Source organism: Geobacillus proteiniphilus (assembly GCF_001908025.1).
In the GTDB taxonomy this organism is placed as follows: domain Bacteria; phylum Bacillota; class Bacilli; order Bacillales; family Anoxybacillaceae; genus Geobacillus; species Geobacillus proteiniphilus.
Map to the genome: position 1 here is coordinate 1 of NZ_MQMG01000011.1, position 20,444 is coordinate 20,444.

The 20,444-nt window shown below is 54.7% G+C and carries 20 protein-coding genes; 8 read left to right on the plus strand and 12 right to left on the minus strand.

The genetic code is table 11. From position 1 onward, the window contains the following. Positions 1-1,479, minus strand: a 1,479-nt coding sequence (gene dnaE, locus BRO54_RS05510) for a DNA polymerase III subunit alpha (RefSeq protein WP_139268041.1), incomplete at its 3' end; no start/stop codon positions are given. Positions 1,480-1,597: 118 nt separating this feature from the next. Between dnaE and ytrH the strand changes: the two genes are divergently transcribed. Together ytrH and ytrI are read left to right on the plus strand one after the other, a co-directional pair. Continuing rightward, entirely contained in the window at positions 1,598-1,939 is a 342-nt protein-coding gene (gene ytrH / locus BRO54_RS05515; protein ID WP_011232219.1) for a sporulation membrane protein YtrH, read from the plus strand. Further along, positions 1,936-2,439 (plus strand): sporulation membrane protein YtrI, encoded by a 504-nt coding sequence (gene ytrI, locus BRO54_RS05520; protein ID WP_074043372.1) that lies wholly within the window; start codon positions 1,936-1,938, stop codon positions 2,437-2,439. Before ytrH ends, ytrI begins: the two co-directional genes overlap by 4 nt. A gap of 149 nt (positions 2,440-2,588) precedes the next feature. Here the strand turns inward: ytrI and BRO54_RS05525 are convergent, their stop codons facing one another. Continuing rightward, entirely contained in the window at positions 2,589-3,536 is a 948-nt protein-coding gene (locus BRO54_RS05525) for a DHH family phosphoesterase (RefSeq protein WP_074043373.1), read from the minus strand. A gap of 101 nt (positions 3,537-3,637) precedes the next feature. Between BRO54_RS05525 and BRO54_RS05530 the strand changes: the two genes are divergently transcribed. Next, positions 3,638-3,946 (plus strand): YtpI family protein, encoded by a 309-nt coding sequence (locus tag BRO54_RS05530; RefSeq protein ID WP_074043374.1) that lies wholly within the window; start codon positions 3,638-3,640, stop codon positions 3,944-3,946. A gap of 84 nt (positions 3,947-4,030) precedes the next feature. Here the strand turns inward: BRO54_RS05530 and BRO54_RS05535 are convergent, their stop codons facing one another. Beyond that, a complete protein-coding gene (locus BRO54_RS05535) occupies positions 4,031-5,338 on the minus strand; it encodes a CBS domain-containing protein (protein ID WP_074043375.1) in 1,308 nt (435 codons plus the stop codon). A 117-nt stretch (positions 5,339-5,455) separates the two neighbouring features. Then, positions 5,456-6,136, minus strand: a complete 681-nt coding sequence (locus BRO54_RS05540) for a metal-dependent hydrolase (RefSeq protein WP_074043376.1) — start codon at positions 6,134-6,136, stop codon at positions 5,456-5,458. A 139-nt stretch (positions 6,137-6,275) separates the two neighbouring features. Between BRO54_RS05540 and BRO54_RS05545 the strand changes: the two genes are divergently transcribed. Then, the gene (locus BRO54_RS05545) at positions 6,276-7,370 is read left to right on the plus strand and encodes a M24 family metallopeptidase (RefSeq protein ID WP_074043377.1); all 1,095 of its coding nucleotides are present in this window, start codon (positions 6,276-6,278) and stop codon (positions 7,368-7,370) included. A gap of 129 nt (positions 7,371-7,499) precedes the next feature. Here BRO54_RS05545 and ald read toward each other — a convergent pair whose 3' ends face one another. From ald to BRO54_RS20035, 3 genes are all read right to left on the minus strand, one after another. Next, positions 7,500-8,618, minus strand: coding sequence for an alanine dehydrogenase (ald, locus tag BRO54_RS05550; protein WP_074043378.1), 1,119 nt, complete (start codon positions 8,616-8,618; stop codon positions 7,500-7,502). Between the two features lie 86 nt (positions 8,619-8,704). Then, positions 8,705-9,469 (minus strand): SDR family oxidoreductase, encoded by a 765-nt coding sequence (locus BRO54_RS05555; RefSeq protein WP_044736373.1) that lies wholly within the window; start codon positions 9,467-9,469, stop codon positions 8,705-8,707. 98 nt (positions 9,470-9,567) lie between these two features. Further along, positions 9,568-9,708, minus strand: a complete 141-nt coding sequence (locus tag BRO54_RS20035; RefSeq protein ID WP_011232228.1) for a hypothetical protein — start codon at positions 9,706-9,708, stop codon at positions 9,568-9,570. 112 nt (positions 9,709-9,820) lie between these two features. On the opposite strand from BRO54_RS20035, the gene BRO54_RS05560 reads away from it, so the two are divergent. Next, positions 9,821-10,267 carry a universal stress protein gene (locus BRO54_RS05560; protein WP_021322122.1) on the plus strand — a complete coding sequence of 149 codons (447 nt, stop codon included), beginning with the start codon at positions 9,821-9,823 and terminating at the stop codon, positions 10,265-10,267. Between the two features lie 86 nt (positions 10,268-10,353). Here BRO54_RS05560 and argH read toward each other — a convergent pair whose 3' ends face one another. After that, entirely contained in the window at positions 10,354-11,733 is a 1,380-nt protein-coding gene (gene argH / locus BRO54_RS05565) for an argininosuccinate lyase (RefSeq protein WP_074043379.1), read from the minus strand. A 62-nt stretch (positions 11,734-11,795) separates the two neighbouring features. Next, on the minus strand, positions 11,796-13,016 hold the full coding sequence (locus BRO54_RS05570) for an argininosuccinate synthase (RefSeq protein ID WP_074043380.1): 1,221 nt from the start codon (positions 13,014-13,016) through the stop codon (positions 11,796-11,798). A gap of 184 nt (positions 13,017-13,200) precedes the next feature. Here BRO54_RS05570 and BRO54_RS05575 point away from each other — a divergent pair, with 184 nt between their 5' ends. Continuing rightward, positions 13,201-13,518 (plus strand): hypothetical protein, encoded by a 318-nt coding sequence (locus BRO54_RS05575; RefSeq protein WP_063330158.1) that lies wholly within the window; start codon positions 13,201-13,203, stop codon positions 13,516-13,518. 216 nt (positions 13,519-13,734) lie between these two features. Continuing rightward, positions 13,735-15,393 (plus strand): acetate--CoA ligase, encoded by a 1,659-nt coding sequence (locus tag BRO54_RS05580; RefSeq protein ID WP_074043381.1) that lies wholly within the window; start codon positions 13,735-13,737, stop codon positions 15,391-15,393. Positions 15,394-15,451: 58 nt separating this feature from the next. On the opposite strand, the gene BRO54_RS05585 is transcribed toward BRO54_RS05580, so the two are convergent. Next, positions 15,452-15,973, minus strand: coding sequence for a MogA/MoaB family molybdenum cofactor biosynthesis protein (locus BRO54_RS05585; RefSeq protein ID WP_062898866.1), 522 nt, complete (start codon positions 15,971-15,973; stop codon positions 15,452-15,454). 307 nt (positions 15,974-16,280) lie between these two features. Here BRO54_RS05585 and BRO54_RS05590 point away from each other — a divergent pair, with 307 nt between their 5' ends. Next, complete coding sequence (locus BRO54_RS05590; protein WP_062898867.1) at positions 16,281-17,783, plus strand: response regulator transcription factor; 1,503 nt, start codon at positions 16,281-16,283, stop codon at positions 17,781-17,783. A 204-nt stretch (positions 17,784-17,987) separates the two neighbouring features. Here the strand turns inward: BRO54_RS05590 and BRO54_RS05595 are convergent, their stop codons facing one another. Both BRO54_RS05595 and BRO54_RS05600 read right to left on the minus strand, forming a co-directional pair. Next, positions 17,988-19,136, minus strand: a complete 1,149-nt coding sequence (locus BRO54_RS05595; protein ID WP_062898868.1) for a hypothetical protein — start codon at positions 19,134-19,136, stop codon at positions 17,988-17,990. Positions 19,137-19,148: 12 nt separating this feature from the next. After that, positions 19,149-20,291, minus strand: coding sequence for a DUF6114 domain-containing protein (locus BRO54_RS05600; RefSeq protein ID WP_063167285.1), 1,143 nt, complete (start codon positions 20,289-20,291; stop codon positions 19,149-19,151). Positions 20,292-20,444: the final 153 nt, after the last annotated feature.

Here is a 20,444-nt window from a genome sequence, read left to right on the forward strand (position 1 = left end):
GATGATGACACCAGCAGCGTGGATCGACGTATGGCGCGGCAGCCCTTCCAGTTTTTGCGCAACAGCCAGCCACTCTCTCCCTTGCGGAACCGCTGCCACCGCGCGCCGAAAAGCGGCGGACTCGGCATGCCATTGGCTGAGCGTCACACTTTGTTTGTTCGGCAACAGCGCCGCGACCTGTTCCGCCTCCCGCCCAGGGACGCCAAGCGCTTTGGCCGTCTCGCGCAGCGCCGCTTTGGCGCCGAACGTGCCGAACGTGATGATTTGCGCGACGCGGTCACGCCCGTATTTATCCGCCACATAGCGAATCACTTCTTCGCGCCGGTCATCAGGAAAATCCAAGTCAATATCCGGCACCGACGCCCGCTCCGGGTTTAAAAACCGTTCAAACAAAAGCCCATACTTGATCGGGTCAACATCGGTGATCGACAGAGCATAGGCGACAAGCGACCCGGCCGCCGAACCGCGGCCCGGGCCGGCCATGATGCCGCGCCGGCGGGCGTAGGCGAGCACATCGGCGACGATCAAAAAATAGTCGCTGAAATGAAGCGACTGAATCACATCCAGCTCATGCGAAAGCCGACGCCAGTAGCGCTCATCGGCCGACGGCACGCGTCGGGCGAGCCCTTGTTCCGATAAGCGGCGCAAATAACTGTCGGCCGTCTCTCCGTCCGGAACGGGGTACGCCGGCAGCCGCCAGCCGCCAAATTTGATAGACAGCTCGCATTGATTGGCGATCGTTAAGCTGTTCTCCAGCGCCTCCGGCAAGTCCGCAAACCGGCGCGCCATCTCCTCTGGCCCCGCCAAATAGCGGCCGTCATCGTCCTCAATGTCAGCGAGCAGCGCGCCGCGGCCGATGGCCTGCAAGCAACGCCACGCCACAGCATCGTCGCGCTCAATATAACGGACATCGTTCGTCGCTACAAGCGGAACGTCCATCTCTTCCGCCAAACGACGAAGCTCTCCTTCATACGAGGTACGCGTTTGCTCGCCGCGCTGGATGGCGACATACAGCCGTCCTGGAAACAACCGTTGGTAGCGGGCGAGCGCCTCTTTCGCCCGCTCCCATTCGCCGGCGGCAACAAGCGACTCGACGCGTCCCTCGCTTCCAGGAGTGATGGCGATGATGCCGCCGCTTAAGCGCACAAGAGCGGCTTCCTCCATATGCTTTGTTTCCCCCATTTGCATCATGGTGCTGATTTCAAGCAAATGGCGATACCCCTCTTCATTGGCGGCCAACAGCACGAGCGGGAACGCTTCCTCCCCAGAAAGAGCGACATCAGCCGTCACGCCGATGATCGGGCGAATGCCGTTCTGCTTGCATTCTCGGTAAAACGGAATAGCGCCATACAACACATTCCGGTCAGTGAGCGCGAGCGCTTGATAGCCAAGCTGTTTCGCCCTCGCTGCAAGCGCCTCCACCGCCGCCGCACTTTGAAACAAACTGTATCCGCTCAACACATGCAAGTGGACGAACATAATGACCATCCCTCCCTCATCCGTGCGCTTGACGGGCGAAAACTTTTCTTTCGGCTACATACTCCGTCCACCCTATTGATATACATAGATAAGAGAGAAAGAAAGGGCGGGGAAACGCATGAACGAAAAAGCGGCCTTCTTGCCGGCGTTCATTCAAAGCTATTTTATCGCCGTCGGCGTGCTGCTTGGCGGCGCCATCATCGGCGCGCTCGGCGCGTTTTTGAGCGGCGGCCAGCCGTTGACGGCCATGTACCGATTTGCCGGCGATTTGCGCATTTGGGCGGTCGTCGCCGCCATCGGCGGGACGTTTGACACGTTTTACGTCGTTGAGCGAGGGCTGTTTTTAGGGGAAACGAAAGACATCGTGCGGCAATTTTTGCTCATTTTGTCCGCCATGGGCGGAGCACAAACCGGAGTGGCGATCATTACGTGGCTGACGCAGGAGCACATTTCGCCATGAGAATTCCTCCGTATTACCAACACCCGTCATGGCAGCGCTTTTTCGCCGGCGCGGCGATCGGAGCGCTCATCAGCTGGTTTGTCTTTTTGTATATTTTCGGCGTCTTGCAGGAAAAACAAGTGCGGCACGTCAATGAGCTCAACGAACAGATCGCCGATTTGCAAAACGAAATTCGCATTTGGCAGGAAGACTATATTCATTACAATAAGGAAATGAAAAAAAAGCTGACCGTGCAGGACGTTTCCGTCCATCTCGCCAACGCCGAGCAATATAAACTTGATTCATACACGACTTTTCGCATTGAAGACAGCGTCAAAGAAGATTTGTCCCATTTGATTACGAAAGATATCGAAACGGTGTACAACAGCCGCGAACTGATTGAGCGAGCAATTGAAAACAAAACGTATACGATCCACGAGAAGCAATACCGGCTTGAACTTCACACACTCACGATCTTTACCTTGTTGGCCGTCGAAGTCAAACTGACGCCGCTTCCGTAGAGAGCGCCTTGCCGCCCCATTCCGCCGTAGCGATGCCAAACAAGCGCGTCTTGCGGGAAAAGAGGGTGTCCCGAAAGCCTTCGGGACACCTTTTCTTATCAACATGGCGCTTCACTTAAACAACAACTTTTTAAAACCACCCGTTTCCGTCATCGCTCAGCCCGACAGACCGCTTTCACGTCTTCAATCACGCGATCGGCTTCTTCCCAAGAGGCAATGGACGCGCCGGCTGCGAGCGGATGGCCGCCGCCGCCGTAGCGTTTGGCGACCACATTGATAACCGGCCCTTTGGAACGGAAGCGGACGCGGATTTCCCGTTCTTCCTCAATGAAAAACACCCAGGCGACAATGCCGTCAATATTGCCGAGCAAACCGACGAGTTGCGACGCCTCAAGCGGGGTGACGCCGTATTCCTCAAGCAGCGCCCGCGGCATTTTCACAGCCGCCACCCCTTCCTCGATCGTAAAGTTCGACAGCACATAACCGCTTAAGCGGGCGAGCGGTAGGCTTGTCCGGTACAACCCATCGTACAATTCCGTCAACGAAAAGCCGTACGAAATGAGCTCCCCAGCGTAGCGGAACGTTTTTTCACTTGTGCGCGGAAACAAAAAGCGTCCCGTATCGCCGACAATGCCCGCGTAAATGAGACGCGCCGCCTCAGCGGTCATCGTCAATCCTTCCTCTTTTCCCGCCAAATAAAACTCATAAATCATTTCGCTTGTCGAACTGGCGGCGGTATCGACCCACATAATGTCGCCATACGGCGTGTCGTTCGGGTGATGGTCAATTTTCACCAGCTTTCGCCCGAGCCGGTAGCGGCTGTCGCAAATCCGCTCCTCATTGGCTGTATCGCAGACGATCACGAGCGCTTGCTCGTACACGGAATCATCAATGACATCCATGTTCCGCAAAAACGACAGCGACGGATCGTCCGTTCCGACCGCGTACACCCTTTTTTTCGGAAACGACGCCGCTAGCATGGCCGCCAACCCGCCTTGCGACCCGTACGCGTCCGGGTCCGGGCGCACGTGCCGGTGGATGATGATCGTGTCAAATTCACGAATCGCATCAAGAATTTGTTGATGAACCGGTTTCATTCGTTCTTCCCCTTTTTTGTCACCTGTCATATTCAACCGCTGGCATTTTTCCCTGCTTCTATGTACAATGAAAAAAGAAATGAACAACGGAGGGACCAACCATGCCAGCCCTGGTTATTTTCATTATATTTTCCTTTTCGTTTTACGTCTATTATAAAATCCGCTACGTCCGCTCCCAGCGTCCGATGGAACGCCGCTTTCTCTCGGCGAAATCGAGCATGGCGCTTGGACTGTTCGTTGCCTTGTTCGGGATCAACCAATTGTTTTTGTATCAGACAACCGTGACGTACATCATCTCCGCTATTTTTATCATCTTAGGCTTTGGCAGCGTTTGGGCCGGCTACCGCGCCTACCGCTACTATCTGCCGCAGGCGGTCGAAGAGGCAAAGGAAGCGGCAAAACAAGGGTAATGCCGTTTGGCGTATGCGCCGGCCAACGATAAAGGAAAAGGATGTTCCAATAAGGAAGTGGACATCCTTTTTTGCCTTTACCGTTTATCGGTCGATCAGCTGGCACATCATCATCGCTTTGCCGACAAGATCGCCTTCGTTATACACTTCGACATCCACTTTCCCGAACTTGCGCCCGAGCTCTAAAAGCTTTGCCCGCACGTCGACCGTGCTGTCGATTTGCACCGGCTTGATGAAGTAAATCGTGATATTTTCCATCACCAAATCGCCGCGTTTGTACGCGCGAAGCATCCGCGCCGCCGCTTCGGTGACGATCGTCGTAAACACGCCGTACGAGAGCGTCCCTAAATAGTTCGTCATTTGCGGGGTGATCGTGCAGCGAAACAACGTCTCTTTGTCGCCTGACTCACGAAACTGGGCGGTGATGAGATCATCGATCGTCTCCCCGACTTGCGGCTGGCGCTGCGCCATTTGCAGCGCTTTTAACACGTCTTGGCGGCTGATGATCCCTTGCAGCCGGTGATGGTCATCCACAACGGGAAGGAGTTCAATTCCTTCCCACACCATAATGTGGGAGGCAAAGGCGACTGACGTTTTTCCGTTCACCGTAATCGGCTGCTTCGTCATCACCTTTTCAATCGGCAGCTGCCGGTCCATATCGAGCACGTCTTTTGCCGTTACGACCCCTTGCACTTTCAGCTCATCATCGACGACCGGGAATCGGCTGTGGCGTGTTTCTTTGTTCAATGCATACCACCGCTCGACGGGATCATCGACGCGCAAGTACGCAGTTTTTTCAAGCGGAATGATAATATCCTCAACCAATACGATCTCTTTTTTAATCAGCTGGTCATAAATCGCCCGGTTGATCATGGTCGCGACCGTAAACGTGTCATAGCTCGTCGAAATGATCGGCAGCTGCCGCTCATCGGCGAGCTTTTTCACGTGGTCGGCCGTATCAAACCCGCCGGTGATGAGCACCGCCGCCCCCGCCTGAAGCGCCAGCTCGTGCGCCTTCGTCCGGTTGCCGACGATAAGCAAATCCCCTGCGCCCGTATAGCGCATCATCGCCTCCAGCTGCATCGCACCGATGACAAAGCGGTTGAGCGTCTTATGCAGCCCTTCACGTCCGCCAAGCACTTGGCCGTCCACAATGTTGACAACCTCGGCGTACGTGAGCTTCTCAATGTTTTCCTTCCGTTTCTTCTCAATCCGGATCGTGCCGACGCGCTCAATCGTGCTCACATACCCTTTGTTCTCAGCGTCTTTAATCGCTCGGTACGCCGTTCCTTCGCTTACGCCCATTTCCTTGGCAATTTGCCGAACGGAAATTTTCTCGCCGATCGGCAGCCGGTGGATGTATTCCAAAATTTGTTCATGTTTTGTCGCCAACGGTTCTTCACCCTTTACGCGTTGTTACTTTATATTATAACGGCGGAGCCGGCGGGGGTTCAACGGTCGCGTCGGCCATCATAAAACGCCCTTCCCGCTTTGGGAAGGGCGCCTCTGTTACAGCTCAATGCTTTCCCCCGGTTTCAACGCACGGCCGACGCCCGGCGGGAGAAGCGAAACGAACCGCTCGGGGTCTTGGGTGATCGGCGGGAACGTGTTGTAATGGATCGGCACGACGAGTTTCGCCCCGAGCCACTCAGCGGCGACCGCCGCGTCTTCCGGCCCCATCGTGAAGCTGTCCCCAATCGGCAAAAAGGCGACATCGATTTTATGGCGCTCGCCGATCAGCTTCATGTCGGAAAACAGCCCGGTGTCGCCGGCATGATAGATCGTTTTGCCTTCGGCCATGAACAAAATGCCGGTCGGCATGCCTAAATAAATGATTTGCTTGTCGCCCGTCACAAACCCGGAGCTGTGAAACGCCTGCGTGAACTTGACGGTGCCAAAGTCAAATTCGCGCGCCCCGCCGATGTTCATGCCAAACGTCTCGACGCCTTGCCAGCTTAAATACGTCGCCAGCTCAAACGTCGCCACAACGAGGGCGTTGTTCCGCTTGGCGATCTCAACCGTATCGCCGACATGATCCCCGTGCCCGTGCGTCAACAAGATGACATCTGCCTTCACATCCGCTGCGTTCAAATCGGTCGTCGTATTGCCGGTGATGAACGGATCGATCAAAATCGTTTTTCCGTTCGTTTCAATGCGGACGACCGAATGGCCATGGTAGCTGATTTTCATCGTCACATCTCCCCTTTCTACTACACATGATTCGCCGCCGCCCATCCATTTCCTTCTTTTCCCGCCTGTCCATTTACAAGCGGCCCGTTTCTTGGTACGCTCAAAATGGACGATCACGAAAAAAGGAAGGAAGGGAACGATGAACAAACGGCTGCAAGCATTTTCCTCTTGGCTTCAACAACAACATAGTTCATTCGCCTTCATCACGTCAAGCGCCAACGTTTTTTATTTGAGCGGATTTTGGTGCGACCCGCACGAACGGCTGCTGGCACTTTTGGTCTTCCCTGACGGCGAACCGGCGCTCGTCTGTCCGCAAATGGAAATCCCGCGCGCCCGCCGGAGCGGCTTTGGGTATACGGTGATCGGCTACGACGACAGCACCGACCCATGGGAAGAGATCCGGCGCCATCTCGAAGCGCGCGGCATCAAGGCCGTCTCGATTGCCGTCGAGAAACACGATTTGTCGTTCGCCCGTTTCGAGCGTCTCTCGGCATTGTTTCCAAACGCCAAGTGGCACGACGCCGAAGAAAAGCTGCGCCAGCTTCGCCTGATCAAGGATGAGCAGGAAATGAAGGTGTTGCGCCAGGCGGCGGAACTTGCCGACAAAGCGGTCGAAATCGGCGTCTCCGCCATCCGCCCGGGCGTGACGGAGCTCGAACTTGTCGCCATTATTGAATATGAGCTGAAAAAACTCGGCGTCGAAGGGATGTCGTTCCCCACGACCGTGCTCACGGGCGCAAAATCAGCCGATCCGCACGGCGTGCCGGGAACAGCGGCGGTCGCACCAGGCGATTTCGTGCTGTTCGATTTAGGCGTCATCGTCGATGGGTATTGCTCCGACATTACCCGCACCGTCGTCTGCCAGACGGCAAGCGACGAACAGCGGCGCATTTACGAGACCGTCCGGCGCGCCCAGCAGGCGGCAATCGATGCCTGCCGCCCGCAAACCGCGATGGGCGAGATCGACCGCGCCGCCCGAAACGTCATCGACCAAGCCGGCTACGGAGAATATTTCACCCACCGCGTTGGGCACGGCTTAGGGATCGAGATTCATGAATACCCATCGCTTCATCACGCCAACAACGAACCGCTCGTCCCCGGCATGGTGTTCACGATCGAACCGGGCATTTACGTCCCATCCATCGGCGGCGTGCGCATTGAAGACGACGTCGCGATCACGGATCATGGGGTTGACGTGTTGACGTCGTTTTCGAAGGAGTTGATCATTGTTTAACGAGAGAGGTCATTGGCAAAAGCTACCGCGAATGAGCGCATCAAAAAAGCTGGCCATCGGTTTGCCGCAAAGCCCGGATGGACAGCTTTGTTTTCTCATTGACATCAAGGCGCCTTAATCTTCATTGTTTCATCCCTGTAGCAACGAATGAACATCCGTATACGGCATGTTGTGCGCCGCCGCCACCGCTTCGTACACGATGTGCCCGTCAAGCGTGTTGATGCCTTTTAACAGCGCCGGGGTGTCGAGGCATGCGGCGCGGTAGCCTTTGTTGGCGATTTGCAAGGCGTATGGGATCGTGACGTTCGTCAAAGCAAACGTCGACGTGCGCGGCACCGCGCCCGGCATATTGGCGACCGCGTAATGAACGACGCCGTGTTTGACATAAATGGGATCGTCGTGCGTCGTGACGCGGTCGGTCGTTTCGAAAATGCCGCCTTGGTCAATGGCGACGTCGACCAACACCGAGCCTGGCATCATCGAGCGCACCATCTCTTCCGTCACAAGCTTCGGCGCTTTCGCCCCCGGGATCAAGACGGCGCCGACGACCAAATCCGATTCGCGCACGCATTCGGCGATATGATACGAGTTGGACATCAACGTCGTCACTTGGTCGCCGAACAAATCATCGAGCTCGCGCAGCCGCTCGGCGTTAATGTCTAAAATCGTCACGTCCGCCCCGAGGCCGACCGCGATTTTCGCCGCGTTCGTCCCCGCTGTGCCGCCGCCGATGATCGTCACTTTGCCGCGCCGCACCCCGGGCACGCCGCCAAGCAAAATGCCTTTCCCGCCGTGCGGCTTCTCGAGAAACTGGGCGCCGACTTGCACCGACATGCGGCCCGCGACTTCGCTCATCGGCGTCAAGAGCGGCAGCGAGCCGTTCGAAAGTTGCACCGTCTCGTAAGCGATGCCGACCACTTTTTGCTCGACGAGCGCTTTCGTGAGCGCCTCAGCCGCCGCCAAATGCAAATACGTAAACAAAATCAATCCTGGGCGAAAATAGCGGAACTCCTCAGGCAGCGGTTCTTTCACTTTCAACACCATCTCCGCCGCCCAAGCGTCTTCCGCGTTCGGCACGATCACTGCCCCGGCTTTTTCATATTCAGCGTCAGAAAACCCCGACCCGGCGCCGGCTTCCGTCTCCACATACACGTCATGCCCCGCTTTGACGAGCGTCATCACGCCAGCCGGGGTGATGGCGACACGGTTTTCATTGTTTTTGATTTCTTTTGGAACACCAATTTTCATGGCCGCTTTTCCTCCTTTTTCCTTTCCGTTCTTCCCTTATTGTTCCCTGTTCAACCGGAAAGCAATCAGAAAAGCGGCTGAAGATTCTACTGGAAAAAATGGCGGTAGATGACGTTCTCTCCGCCGGTGACGTCAATGACGGCGCCCGTGATGAAATCCGAGTCGTCCTCACATAAAAACGCAATCACGCGGGCGATATCTTCGCCAGTTCCCGGGCGCCCGACCGGCGTTTCCGCATCCCGCCTGGCGCGGGCGTCGGCGATCCCCGCCTCTTTCATGGCGCCGACAATGTTGCCTGGGCACACCATATTGGCGGTAATGCCATATTCCGCCTCTTCAAGGGCGATCGTTTTCGTCAGCGACACAAGCCCGACTTTCGCCGCGCCGAACGCTGAGCGGTGCACCCAGCCTGGGGCATCCGCCGCTCCTTGAAACCCGTACGTAATGATGCGGCCAAACCGCTGCTTTCGCATAATCGGGATCGTCCGCCTCACTAAATGGAACACCGAGCTCAAATTGCCTTCAATCATTTCGTACCATTCGTCTTCCGTATAATCGGCAAGCTTTTTCCGCTCGAAAATGTACGGCCCCGCGTTGTTGATGAGGCAGTCAATGCGGCCGAACCGCTCCATGGCGGCGTCAACAAGCGCCGCCAAATCGTCTTTGTTCGTCACATCGCCGCGCACAAACTGGAGGCGGTCAGCGGCGCCGCGGTACTTCTCCGCAAGCGAGCGCACCGCCTGTTCATCGCTCCGGTAGTTCACCGTCACCGAATAGCCTTTTTCAAGCAGCAGCTCCGTCACTTTTCTCCCCAACCCTTTCGCTCCAGCCGTAATCAAAGCGTGCCGCACCGTTTCCCCTCCTTCTCGTCATTCGCTGTCTTCATTTTTACTTTACTACAAACAGGAGCGAATACAAAAAAAAGAACCATAGCTCGTTGGCGCTATGGCTATTCGCCGACTTCCCGGCGCGGGTCGTAATATGATTCATCCTCGTCAACAATGCCGCTCTCATACGACTCGGTAATTTGCTCGGTGATCGTCCGCACTTCCTCCTCGTCGTACTGCCAGTCGTTATACCGCTTTTCCATTGCTTTTCCTCCCTTGTTCACAAAATCTCAATATATGGCCTAGTTTCCCGTCAAAGGGCGATGGGTATACCATATATAGAGATAGCATTTTTATCCAAAGGGAGGGGAGAACATGACAATGACCTACCAAACGATCGTCGTCGCCGTCGATGGGTCGAAAGAAGCGGAATGGGCGTTGAAAAAAGCGATCCAAATCGCCAAACGGAACGGAGCGAAACTCATTTTGTCCCACATCATCGATTTGCGCGGGTTCACAACCGTTGAAGCGCACGACTACGCCCTCGCCGAACGGTCGGAACAATATGCGAACGAGCTGCTCGAACGGTATAAAAACGAGGCCATCGCCGCCGGGCTCGACGATGTGGACATCGCGGTCGAATTCGGTTCACCGAAAGTGAAAATCGCCAAAGACGTCGCTCCGAAATACAAAGCCGATCTCATCGTTTGCGGGGCGACCGGTTTAAACGCTGTCGAACGGCTCTTGATCGGCAGCGTTTCCGAAAACATCGTCCGCCACGCGAAATGCGATGTGCTCGTTGTAAGGACGCCGAAAGAATAATGTCTTCGTCACATGAAACAGATGGACCGAAAAACTTCCTTGTCCGATGTGAAAGCACGTGACGGTCAAAAAAGAACACCCCGCCGTTACGGGGTGCTAAGCAACTGTTTCGCCTTCGCCAGCGCCGCGCGCACTTCGGCAAAACCGGTGCCGCCGGCGCTGTTGCGGCGGTTGACGGCCGTGCGCGGGTGCAAGGCGTCATAAATGTCTTCTTCAAAAAGCGGCGACGCTTCTTTGTACACGTCAAGCGGCAAATCGGCCAAAAAGACGCCTTGTTCGATGCAATGCAAGACGAGCTTGCCAACGATTTCATGCGCCTCGCGGAACGGGACGCCTTTCGCGGCCAAGTAATCGGCAAGCTCGGTCGCGTTTGAAAAGTCTTGTTTCGTCGCCCGCTCCATGACGTCCGTGCGCACGTTCATCGTCTCAATCATGCCGGCAAAAATTTTCAACGAACCGACGACTGTCTTCACTGTATCGAACATACCCTCTTTATCTTCTTGCATGTCTTTGTTGTACGCGAGCGGCAGCCCTTTCATCACCGTCAACATGGCCATCAAGTGGCCGTACACCCGGCCGGTTTTGCCGCGGATGAGTTCGGCCATGTCCGGGTTTTTCTTTTGCGGCATGATGCTGCTGCCGGTCGCGAACGCATCGTCAAGCTCAATGAACTGGAACTCTTGGCTTGACCAAAGAATGAGCTCTTCAGCCAACCGCGACAGGTGCATCATGAGCATCGAGCTGTTGCTTAAAAACTCGATGATAAAATCGCGGTCGCTCACGGCATCGAGGCTGTTTTCGTAAATATCGGCAAAGCCAAGGAGCTCCGCCGTCCGATGCCGGTTGATCGGAAACGTCGTCCCGGCGAGCGCTCCGGCGCCGAGCGGCGACTTGTTGATGCGCTTTTGCGACTCAGAAAACCGCTCATAGTCGCGCTCCAACATCCAAAAATAGGCCAGCAGATGGTGGGCGAACGAAATCGGCTGCGCCCGCTGCAAATGCGTATATCCAGGCATGATCGTTTCGACATGCTTCTCCGCTTGAGCGACAAGCGCCCGCTGCAGCCCGCGGATGAGACCGAGAATCTCTTCAACCCGCTTGCGCAAGTATAGATGCATATCGGTCGCCACTTGGTCGTTCCGGCTCCGTCCAGTGTGCAGCTTGCCACCGACCGGTCCGATGTCGTCGATGAGCATTTTTTCAATGTTTAAATGAATGTCCTCGTAGGCAATGGAAAATTCGAGCTCCCCTTGCTTCGCCTTTTCCAACAGGCGGATCAGCCCGCCTTTGATCTGCTCCACATCGTCTTCAGGCAGGATGCCGCATTCGCCAAGCATCGTCGCATGGGCGAGGCTGCCTTCAATGTCTTCTTCAACGAGCTCTTGGTCGAATGGGATCGACGCGCCAAACTCGTCGACCCATTCTTCCGCTGTTTTCGTAAACCGTCCGCCCCAAAGCTTTTTCACCAATCTCGTCGCAGAGGAATGCGACTTCCTCCTTCCTTTCATGAAGTTTCCTTCACTTTCCTTCATTGGCCGATCGGCACCGACGCCTTGTTTTGCTTGTTCACGATGCTGTGCACTTTCGTCGGCAGGCCGTACAGCGAAATGAATCCGACCGCCGCTTGATGATCAAATTCGTCGTCCGCCGTGTACGTCGCCAATTTTTCATCATAGAGCGAGAACGGTGATTTGCGCCCTTCGACGATCGCATGGCCTTTAAACAGCTTCACGCGCACGACACCGGTGACGTTTTTCTGCGTTTCTTTCAAAAACGCGACCAACGCGTCTTTCAGCGGCGAGAACCAAAGGCCGTTGTAAATGACTTCGGCGATTTTTTGTTCGATGAGCGGTTTGAAATGGGCGACTTCTCTCACCAATGTCAAGTCTTCAAGCTCTTTATGCGCTTTAATCAGTGTCATGGCGCCTGGGCATTCGTACACTTCGCGCGACTTGATGCCGACGAGGCGATTCTCGACATGGTCGATGCGCCCGACGCCATGCTTGCCGGCGAGCGCGTTCAGCTCCAAAATCAATTGCGCAAGCGGGTACGCCTTCCCATTCAACGTCACCGGAACGCCTTGTTCAAAGCCGATCTCGATGACATCCGGCACATCCGGCGCGTTCTCAAGCGAAGCGGTCAGCTCGTACGCCTCTTCCGGCGGCGCCGCCCACGGGTCTTCCAAAATGCCGCACTCATTGCTTCGTCCCCACAAATTTTGGTCGATTGAAAACGGGCTGTCAAGGTCAACCGGAATCGGAATGCCGTGTTTTTTCGCGTATTCGATTTCTTCCTCGCGCGACCAGCTCCACTCGCGCACCGGGGCGATCACTTCCAAATCTGGATTGAGCGCTTTGATCGACACTTCAAAGCGCACTTGGTCGTTCCCTTTCCCCGTGCAGCCGTGAGCCACCGCCACCGCGCCTTCGAGCTCGGCGATTTCAACGAGTTTTTTCGCGATGAGCGGACGCGACAGCGCCGAGACGAGCGGATATTTCCCTTCGTACAACGCGTTCGCCTGCAAGGCGATGAGCGCATACTCGTTCGCAAACTCGTCTTTGACGTCGATCACGTACGATTTAATCGCGCCGACTTTGAGCGCTTTTTCTTTCACGAAATCGAGGTCTTTCCCTTCGCCAAGGTCCAAGCAGCACGCGATCACATCATAGCCGCGCTCCTGAAGCCACTTGATCGCTACTGATGTATCTAAACCGCCAGAGTATGCCAGCACCAATTTCGGATTTGTCATGGTCGTTCTCCTCTCCTGTCACATAAATATACTTAAATATAAATAAATATTCACGATGATACAATATCACTTTATCAGCTTTCCGATGATTTTTCAATACATATTCATTACAAAAGCATAAAAATTCCACTCTAACTTTCCGGAAGGTTTAGTATAATGGAGGAAGAGAAGGAGGCCATTGAGGATGAGCGGCATCTTTATCGAAGACAAACGGCTCGGCATCCGCCTGCCGCATCTGGACAAGCCTTGGGAGGACTACAGCCCAAACGAACAAGAGGCGATTTTACTGGAATGGGAAACGATCCGCGGCTTGATCCCCGACCGCATCGCCGAACTGGAGCGGGAAATCAACGAAAAACAAGACGCACTCGGCCAAGAAGCGGATTTCGCGCGCTCGTGCCAGCTCAATGCTGACATCGCCGAGCTCGCTTCGATCGTCAACGATTTATGGATTTGGTATCGGGTCAGTCCCAATACTTCCTTTAAAAAGCAGCGGCCGTAAACAGCAAAACACGCTGACGAAACCGGCCTCCTCTTTTTTGTCCATGGCCGTGTCACATGCGGTCTTTGCCGCCGCTTTCGAGATCACCTCCTTTGTCCGGATTGTGTGCAAACAGATTCGTTTGTCATGACACTGTTCTTTAACAATACGTTGAATTTTAGTTCTATGTGAATTATTATTAATTTAAATACTTTTCACACAACGGAGGGATCAGACATGGCCAACCATCTATCACCCGCTTCAATCATTCAATCGTTTTCTTGGGACCATGCATTCGCCCATTATGATTGGGATCCCCGCAGCCGGTTCAACGCCGCCCACGAAGTATGCGACCGGTATGCCGAGGATCCGAACCGCATTGCGCTGTTTTATGAAAACGCTTTAGGAGAGCAAAAAACGATCACCTATCGGCAATTGCGCGATTGGTCCAACCAAATGGCGAACGTGTTCCGCAAGCTGGGCGTGAAAAAAGGGGATCGCGTCTGCGCGCTTATGCCGAAAAACCCGGCCCTTGTCGTCTACATTTTGGCGGCTTGGAAAGTCGGAGCCGTGTATGTGCCGCTCTTTACCGCGTTTGGCCCACAGGCGATTGAATATCGCATCAACCATTCCGAGGCGAAAGTCCTCTTGACAAACAAGGAACAGCGCGCCAAACTGCCGACGCGGGACAACATGCCGACATTGGAACACATTTTTGTCATTGACGGACCATCTCATGATCAAGACCAGCCATTTTGGGAAACGCTTTCGAAAGAGTCGACTGAGCACTCGATCGAAGAAACGACGGTCGACGATCTGCTCGCGATTCAGTATACATCCGGCTCGACCGGGATGCCAAAAGGCGCCATGTGGCCGCATAACGTGCTCATCAACATTTATCCGTATATGCGCTATGCGATTGGCCTGCGCGATGACGATGTCTTTTTCGGCGGGGCGGATCCGGGCTGGGCGTACGGGTTGATCTTTTGCACCTTTGCACCGATGGCCTTTGGCGTGCCGATCGTCTTTTACGAAGGGCCGTTTAAGCCGGAGACGTGCTATTCCTTGATGGAAAAATACCGGGTGACCAATTTCGCGTACGCCCCGACCGCGTACCGGGCGATGGCGGCGGCCGGCGCGGACGTCATTCGCCGCTATCAACTGAACGTGCGCGCCATGAGCTCGGCCGGCGAGCCGCTCAATCCGGAAGTCATCCGCTTTTTCCAAGAGCACGTGGGCGTTACGATCCATGACCATTATGGCTTGTCGGAAACGTTGATGCTGATCGGAAACTTCAACGCCGCCGAGATGGAAATCCGGCCAGGCTCGATGGGATGGCCGCTTCCGGGCTTTGACGTCGCCCTGCTCAATGAGAACGGAAACCCGGTCGCCGACGGCGAAGTCGGACAAATTGCCTTTAACACCGACTCGATCCCCAACGTCTTTAAGGGGTATTGGAAAGACCCTGAAAAAACCGCCGAGCGGCTCGTCGGCAAGTGGTTTTTGACCGGCGATTTGGCGACAAAAGACGAAGACGGGTATTTCTGGTTCCAAGGACGGGCGGACGACATCATCTCGAGCGCCGGCTACCGCATCGGGCCGTTTGAAATTGAAAGCTGCCTCCTTGAGCATCCGGCTGTCGTCGAAGCAGCCGCCGTCGGGAAGCCGGATCCCGTCAAAGGGGAAATCGTCAAAGCGTTTGTCGTGCTCAGAGAAGGCTTTGCGCCGTCGGACGAGCTGGCCGACGAGCTGTCCTTGTTCGTCAAAACGCGCTTATCCAAGCATGAATACCCGCGCGAAGTCGAATTTGTCGCCGAACTGCCGAAAACGCCAAGCGGAAAAATCCAGCGGTTCATCTTGCGCAATCAAGAGCGGGAAAAATGCATCAAGGCTTGATGAATGAAAGAGGATGCCCGCAGCGGGCATCCCCTTTTTCGCTTATGTTCTCTTTTCGTCAACGCGGCGCCCTATCCTTCCGAATCTCCCGCACGACATGCCCAAGCTCCGGCAAAATGAGCTTCGTCATCGCGAGGCGCACGGCGCCGGTGGAGCCGGGGGTGCAAAAGACGGCGGTGTCCATCGCCACGCCGGCGACAGCGCGCGACAGCATGGCGGCCGGGCCGATGTCTTCGGTGTAGCTTAAGAAGCGGAACAGCTCGCCAAAGCCGACGAGTTCTTTCTCAAGCAGCGCACCGACCGTTTCGATCGTCACGTCGCGCTTGGCGATGCCGGTGCCGCCGTTCGTGAGCACGGCATCGACATCGGCGCGGCGGCAGCCGTCAAGCACTGCCTCGCGAATGGCGTCCGCTTCGTCTTTGACGATCTCATAGCCGACGACCTCATGCCCGGTTTCCGTGAGCAGCTCGATCATCAGCCGGCCGCTTCGGTCGGTTTCCTCCGTTCTCGTGTCGCTGACGGTGATGACTTTGCAACGGACGGTTTTGGGGGCTTCTTGTTTATGTTCGGTCGTGCTCATCCGTTTATGATCCCCTTTCGTTTCTTTATCTCTTATCGTACACAACGCAAATACGGTTCGCAAACCATTTGTATCATAATAGGCAGAATTGTTATAATATTATTAATATATATCACCACGATGATCATAGGACTTTCCGCAACCGGTTTCTCTTGTTCCCAACATCTTTGCACTCGTTTTTCTCTCCCGGCATCAACCAACATCCGACGCCCATGACGCCCAATTGTATGGAACGATCGATACCCGAAACGGAAGCAATGATATCGGTTGGACAAAAACAAGAAAAAAACTTAAGGAGGGAAAACGAATGGACTTGCGCTTGTCAATCCGATTAGAAGCCATTTTGAAAGAAGGATGGGAGATGATTCGGAAGCACCGCGACGACATTTTCTCCGCTTGGCTGGACAAATGCGTCGAGCTAGAGGACAAGCAGCACGCTGCCGCCCATCCTTTGCGGCTTGCCGTTGACGTGTTCTCTTCGCAATGGCTTGATCCCATGAATGATATCGATGAATGGCTGGCGTCATTTCGCCGCGAGTGGGAAAAACGAAACGGCGAGCTGTCGCCCAACCAGTTCACCTCCATTTTATCGATGATGGAAAACGCGGTTCACGAAGCCATCCAATCGGACGGTGTTGTAGAATTTCGCGTTCATCAAGCCGTTCAGTACGTTTTTTCCAAACTTCTTGAGTCCGTCAATGCGTCTGGCTGCCCCGAATTCGATTTTGAGCAGTTTCTTTCGCAAATCGTTTCATCCAAGCAACTGCCGATCGCATGGATCGCCCAGCTGGCAAGGACAGCTGATGGCGGATTCATCGTCGCCAAATGGCATGGAAGCGCGGCCGATGCGCTCACAGAAGAACCGATGTATGGAGAAACGATTTTCGCTTTATGTGAACGTATTCTTTCCTGCATCGATGCGAGTGGAACGCGATTGATTCCGCTCCCATGGGGGGGCGATCTGTTGCTCGTTTGCGCGGAAGGGGAAGATCGGCTCGTCACCCCGTTTCTTCTTCACACCCTCGAACAGTTTCATGCCGCCCGGAAGGCTGCCATCCGCACAAAAGAGCAGCAGCTTTGGAAAGACGCCGTCTTGTTGTTTGACCAATGGATTATGCGGGCCAAATCGCTGAACGAAGCGATCGAGTACATTTCAACCGGATTTGTCGCTTACTTGCCATTTGAACGATGTGCCCTGTTCGCCTATTCAAGCACTCATGAAAGCGGATTCGGACTGTACGGCTATCAGCTGGACAATCATGACATCAAAAGCATTCACGAACACATCGACAGCCTTCCGTTCATTAAGCAATACATCCAACAGCTGCAGCTGCTCGGCCGCCAGATGACGAACGTGCCGCCCATTTATGTCCGCCATGCGGCGCAAGGATTGCCGATGAAATACGTCAAGCAGTTTCAACTGGAATCGATCGTCATCGCTCCCATTTACGCGCCGTCGGAAAATCGGCTTATCGGCGCCGCCATTTTGGATTGCGGGCCGAAGACGTCCTTTCAATTGTCCAATGATCTTTACACGGCAGTGATGAAATTCGGACAAAGCGCGGGGGAGATTTTGGCCAAATGCAGCGGAGGGCGTTCCGATCTCGTTCAGCCGACGCCGCATTTATCGCCGCGGGAAATCGAAGTGCTGAAGCTCGTCGCCGAAGGAGCATCGACGTACGAAGCGGCGAAACGGCTTCATTTGAGCGAATACACGGTGCGCGATTACGTGTCCGCCATTTTGCAAAAAATGAACGCCAAAAACAGGACAGAAGCCATCGTCAAAGCGATTCGCGACGGAATCATTTAACACAGCGGCGGCATGAGCGCTTCTTGCTGAAATCGGTCTACACCAACAGGGCAAGGAGCCAAACGCCTTGCCCCTCGTTTCCTATAAGGTCGGTGAAAAAACCACCATTGCGCGAACTTGTCGCTTTGAGATGAAAAAAGCGTTGTATCGTTTTGCAGTTCAAGAAGAGCATTTCTTTTCTATCATTACCAACCTTCTATGTCTTTACCGTTTTCCTTCCTCATCTGCTCCCGGCGAAGGAAGCGGGGGCTGAGAACGTCCATCCGTGCTGTTCGCTTCGGCAGCCGGTTTGGACTTCAACCATTCAGCCACTGCATTCAGCCGCTGTTCAAGCTCGTTCGCCGTTTTGCGCCAAACTGCTTCATCCGTTTCCAGCTTGTCAAGTTGTTGTTTGACGCTATCAAGCGACGAACGCAAAGCCGAAAGAAGATTCATCGCTTTTGATTGTTCTCCAAGCTTCAACGTTTCTGTTGCATACGAAACTGCGTTCTTCCATAGAGCGTCTTGTTCTTTCCATTTCTCGATATCTTGTCGAAGGGCAGCCGTTTGTTGATCGATCATTTCGTTCCACTCCTGCAGGCGAACCGTGATTTCTTCATATTGTGCTCTTTCTACGCTTTCAGCTGTTCGTCCGCCCGCCATGACTTGCTCAAGCTGTTGGAGGGAAGCCGAAACAGCGTCCAGCTTTTCGGCGAACGCCTGCCATTCAGCTGCTCTAGCCTTGACGCGCTTTGCCAACGCCGGGACGTCTGCTTGCAGCGTCTCGACCATGCGGGCGGCGCTGTTGTCGCCTTGCTTTTGTTCATCCAGCTGCCAGACGAGCCGTTCCGCTTCTTGCGCGAGATCGGTTTGTTCAAGCGCGCTTTGCTCCGCTGGCGCCAAAGCGGCGCCAGAAGATGAAGCCGACAGCGACATGCCAGGGATGGAGAGGCGGGAGGCCGTCATCTTCGTCGCCACCAATGTGACGTCCCTCAAACACTGCTTAAGCGGAAATCCATCCAAGCAAAGGCCCCCGAACTTCAATTTCGTCACATCAAGCTTCATCCAAGTAGCGCTCGCCGTTCCTTCCGATCGAATCGACAGCACGATTGTTCCTTGCGGCGTGTCGATGGCTCGTTCCATTGACAATCCGCTGATGTCCGCTTGGATGAAGGCAATTGGAAGCTTGCCGACGATCACTTTCGGCGACCCAAGAATGATGCCCCCCAAATCGAAGATGCCGACGACTTTATCAGCATGAATGACAAATCCTTGTTCCTCCCCTGCGGCGAGCGAACGCGAACCGCCAAGCGGCAGGCAGAGAAGAAGCGTCAAAGCGAGAAGCGCTGTTTTCAACCATTTGCTTGATTTCATTTGTCTCCTCCTTCATCCCGTCATCGTTGATGAGCGGTTGGGAAGAGGTGAAGCGGGAGGAGGATAGTCGCTGTCCGTCTCCCCCGCTTGCCGTCCGTTCCATCCCGCCACCAGCGCACCGCCCAAAAGACCGATGATGCCCCCGATGATCAGGCCGCCGGCTGCACCGACAAACGAAAGAATGGAAGCAAGAATGAGAAAACTGCCGAGTACCACATGGCTTTGCGGCTTGATGATGCTTAAAATGGCCAAAACGATCATCACCAACCCCGTTACCAGCCCAGCCCACATCAGTCCACTTCCAGGAAGCAACAACATTGGAAACACACTGATACCTACAATCAAGACAAACACCGCACCAATCATCGCCAGCACCGATCCTAAAACAGGGCGACGGCGGTTGGCGGCAAGCAAATACCCGACAGCACACGGCAACATCCAACCGAAGGCATACGACAACAGAGGACCGACGAAGCGGGCGGCGGTATGGACAGACAAAAAGCCGTAATGGAAAAGCGAAGCGGCGATGATGGCCACCATTCCACCAACCACTAGCACTCCTCTCGGGCGGCGGGCAGACGTCCACGCTTGCTGCCAAGTTTCAGCGTTTCTCTTTTTCCAACCGACGCAAATGACAGACCCAAGCAGCACGACAGCCAGAACGACCGATGTCTGAACCACCATAGGAATGGAGCGCACCCATGTTTGCCACGGCACCGCCTGCTCAACGGCAAAAAAGGCGTTCAAAGCACAAAACGTCGCAACGGATCCTCCAAAAAACAACCAAATATAATGAAACCGTGTGCGAATGTATCGTCCTTGTTCTTCCTGCTTCTCGATGATGTCATGTGCCAAAAAAGCAGCCAGCACGCTGCTTGCTATCCCTCCCACCACAGCGCCGACAGCCCCAAGCGACACCCATTGGCTGCCACCAACAAGCATCCCCGGCAAAAAAGCAGCCGCTCCGTATTTCATGCGGACCATCGCCGTTGGACGGTTAGAAAAGAACCAGACAAGCAAGGAGAGAACGACCGCCAACAACAGTCCCCCCCACAGCGCTCCGTTCACTCCACCGCGAACGACGATTCCACTGATAAACGCGCCCGTCAGCGCACCGATGGCCGTCATTTGTCCCATTTCAACTATTTTCCTCATCATCTCATCTTGCCTCCTTAACTGTTTTCAGTTCCTTTTTGGCCGAGCAACAGCATGAACACGCCGCAGTTCGTCTCTTGGCTCCCCCTTGCTTTACCATCCCTTCATTTGCCAAAAGCGATGATGAGAAGAAAACCTTCCTGTATGAAAAGA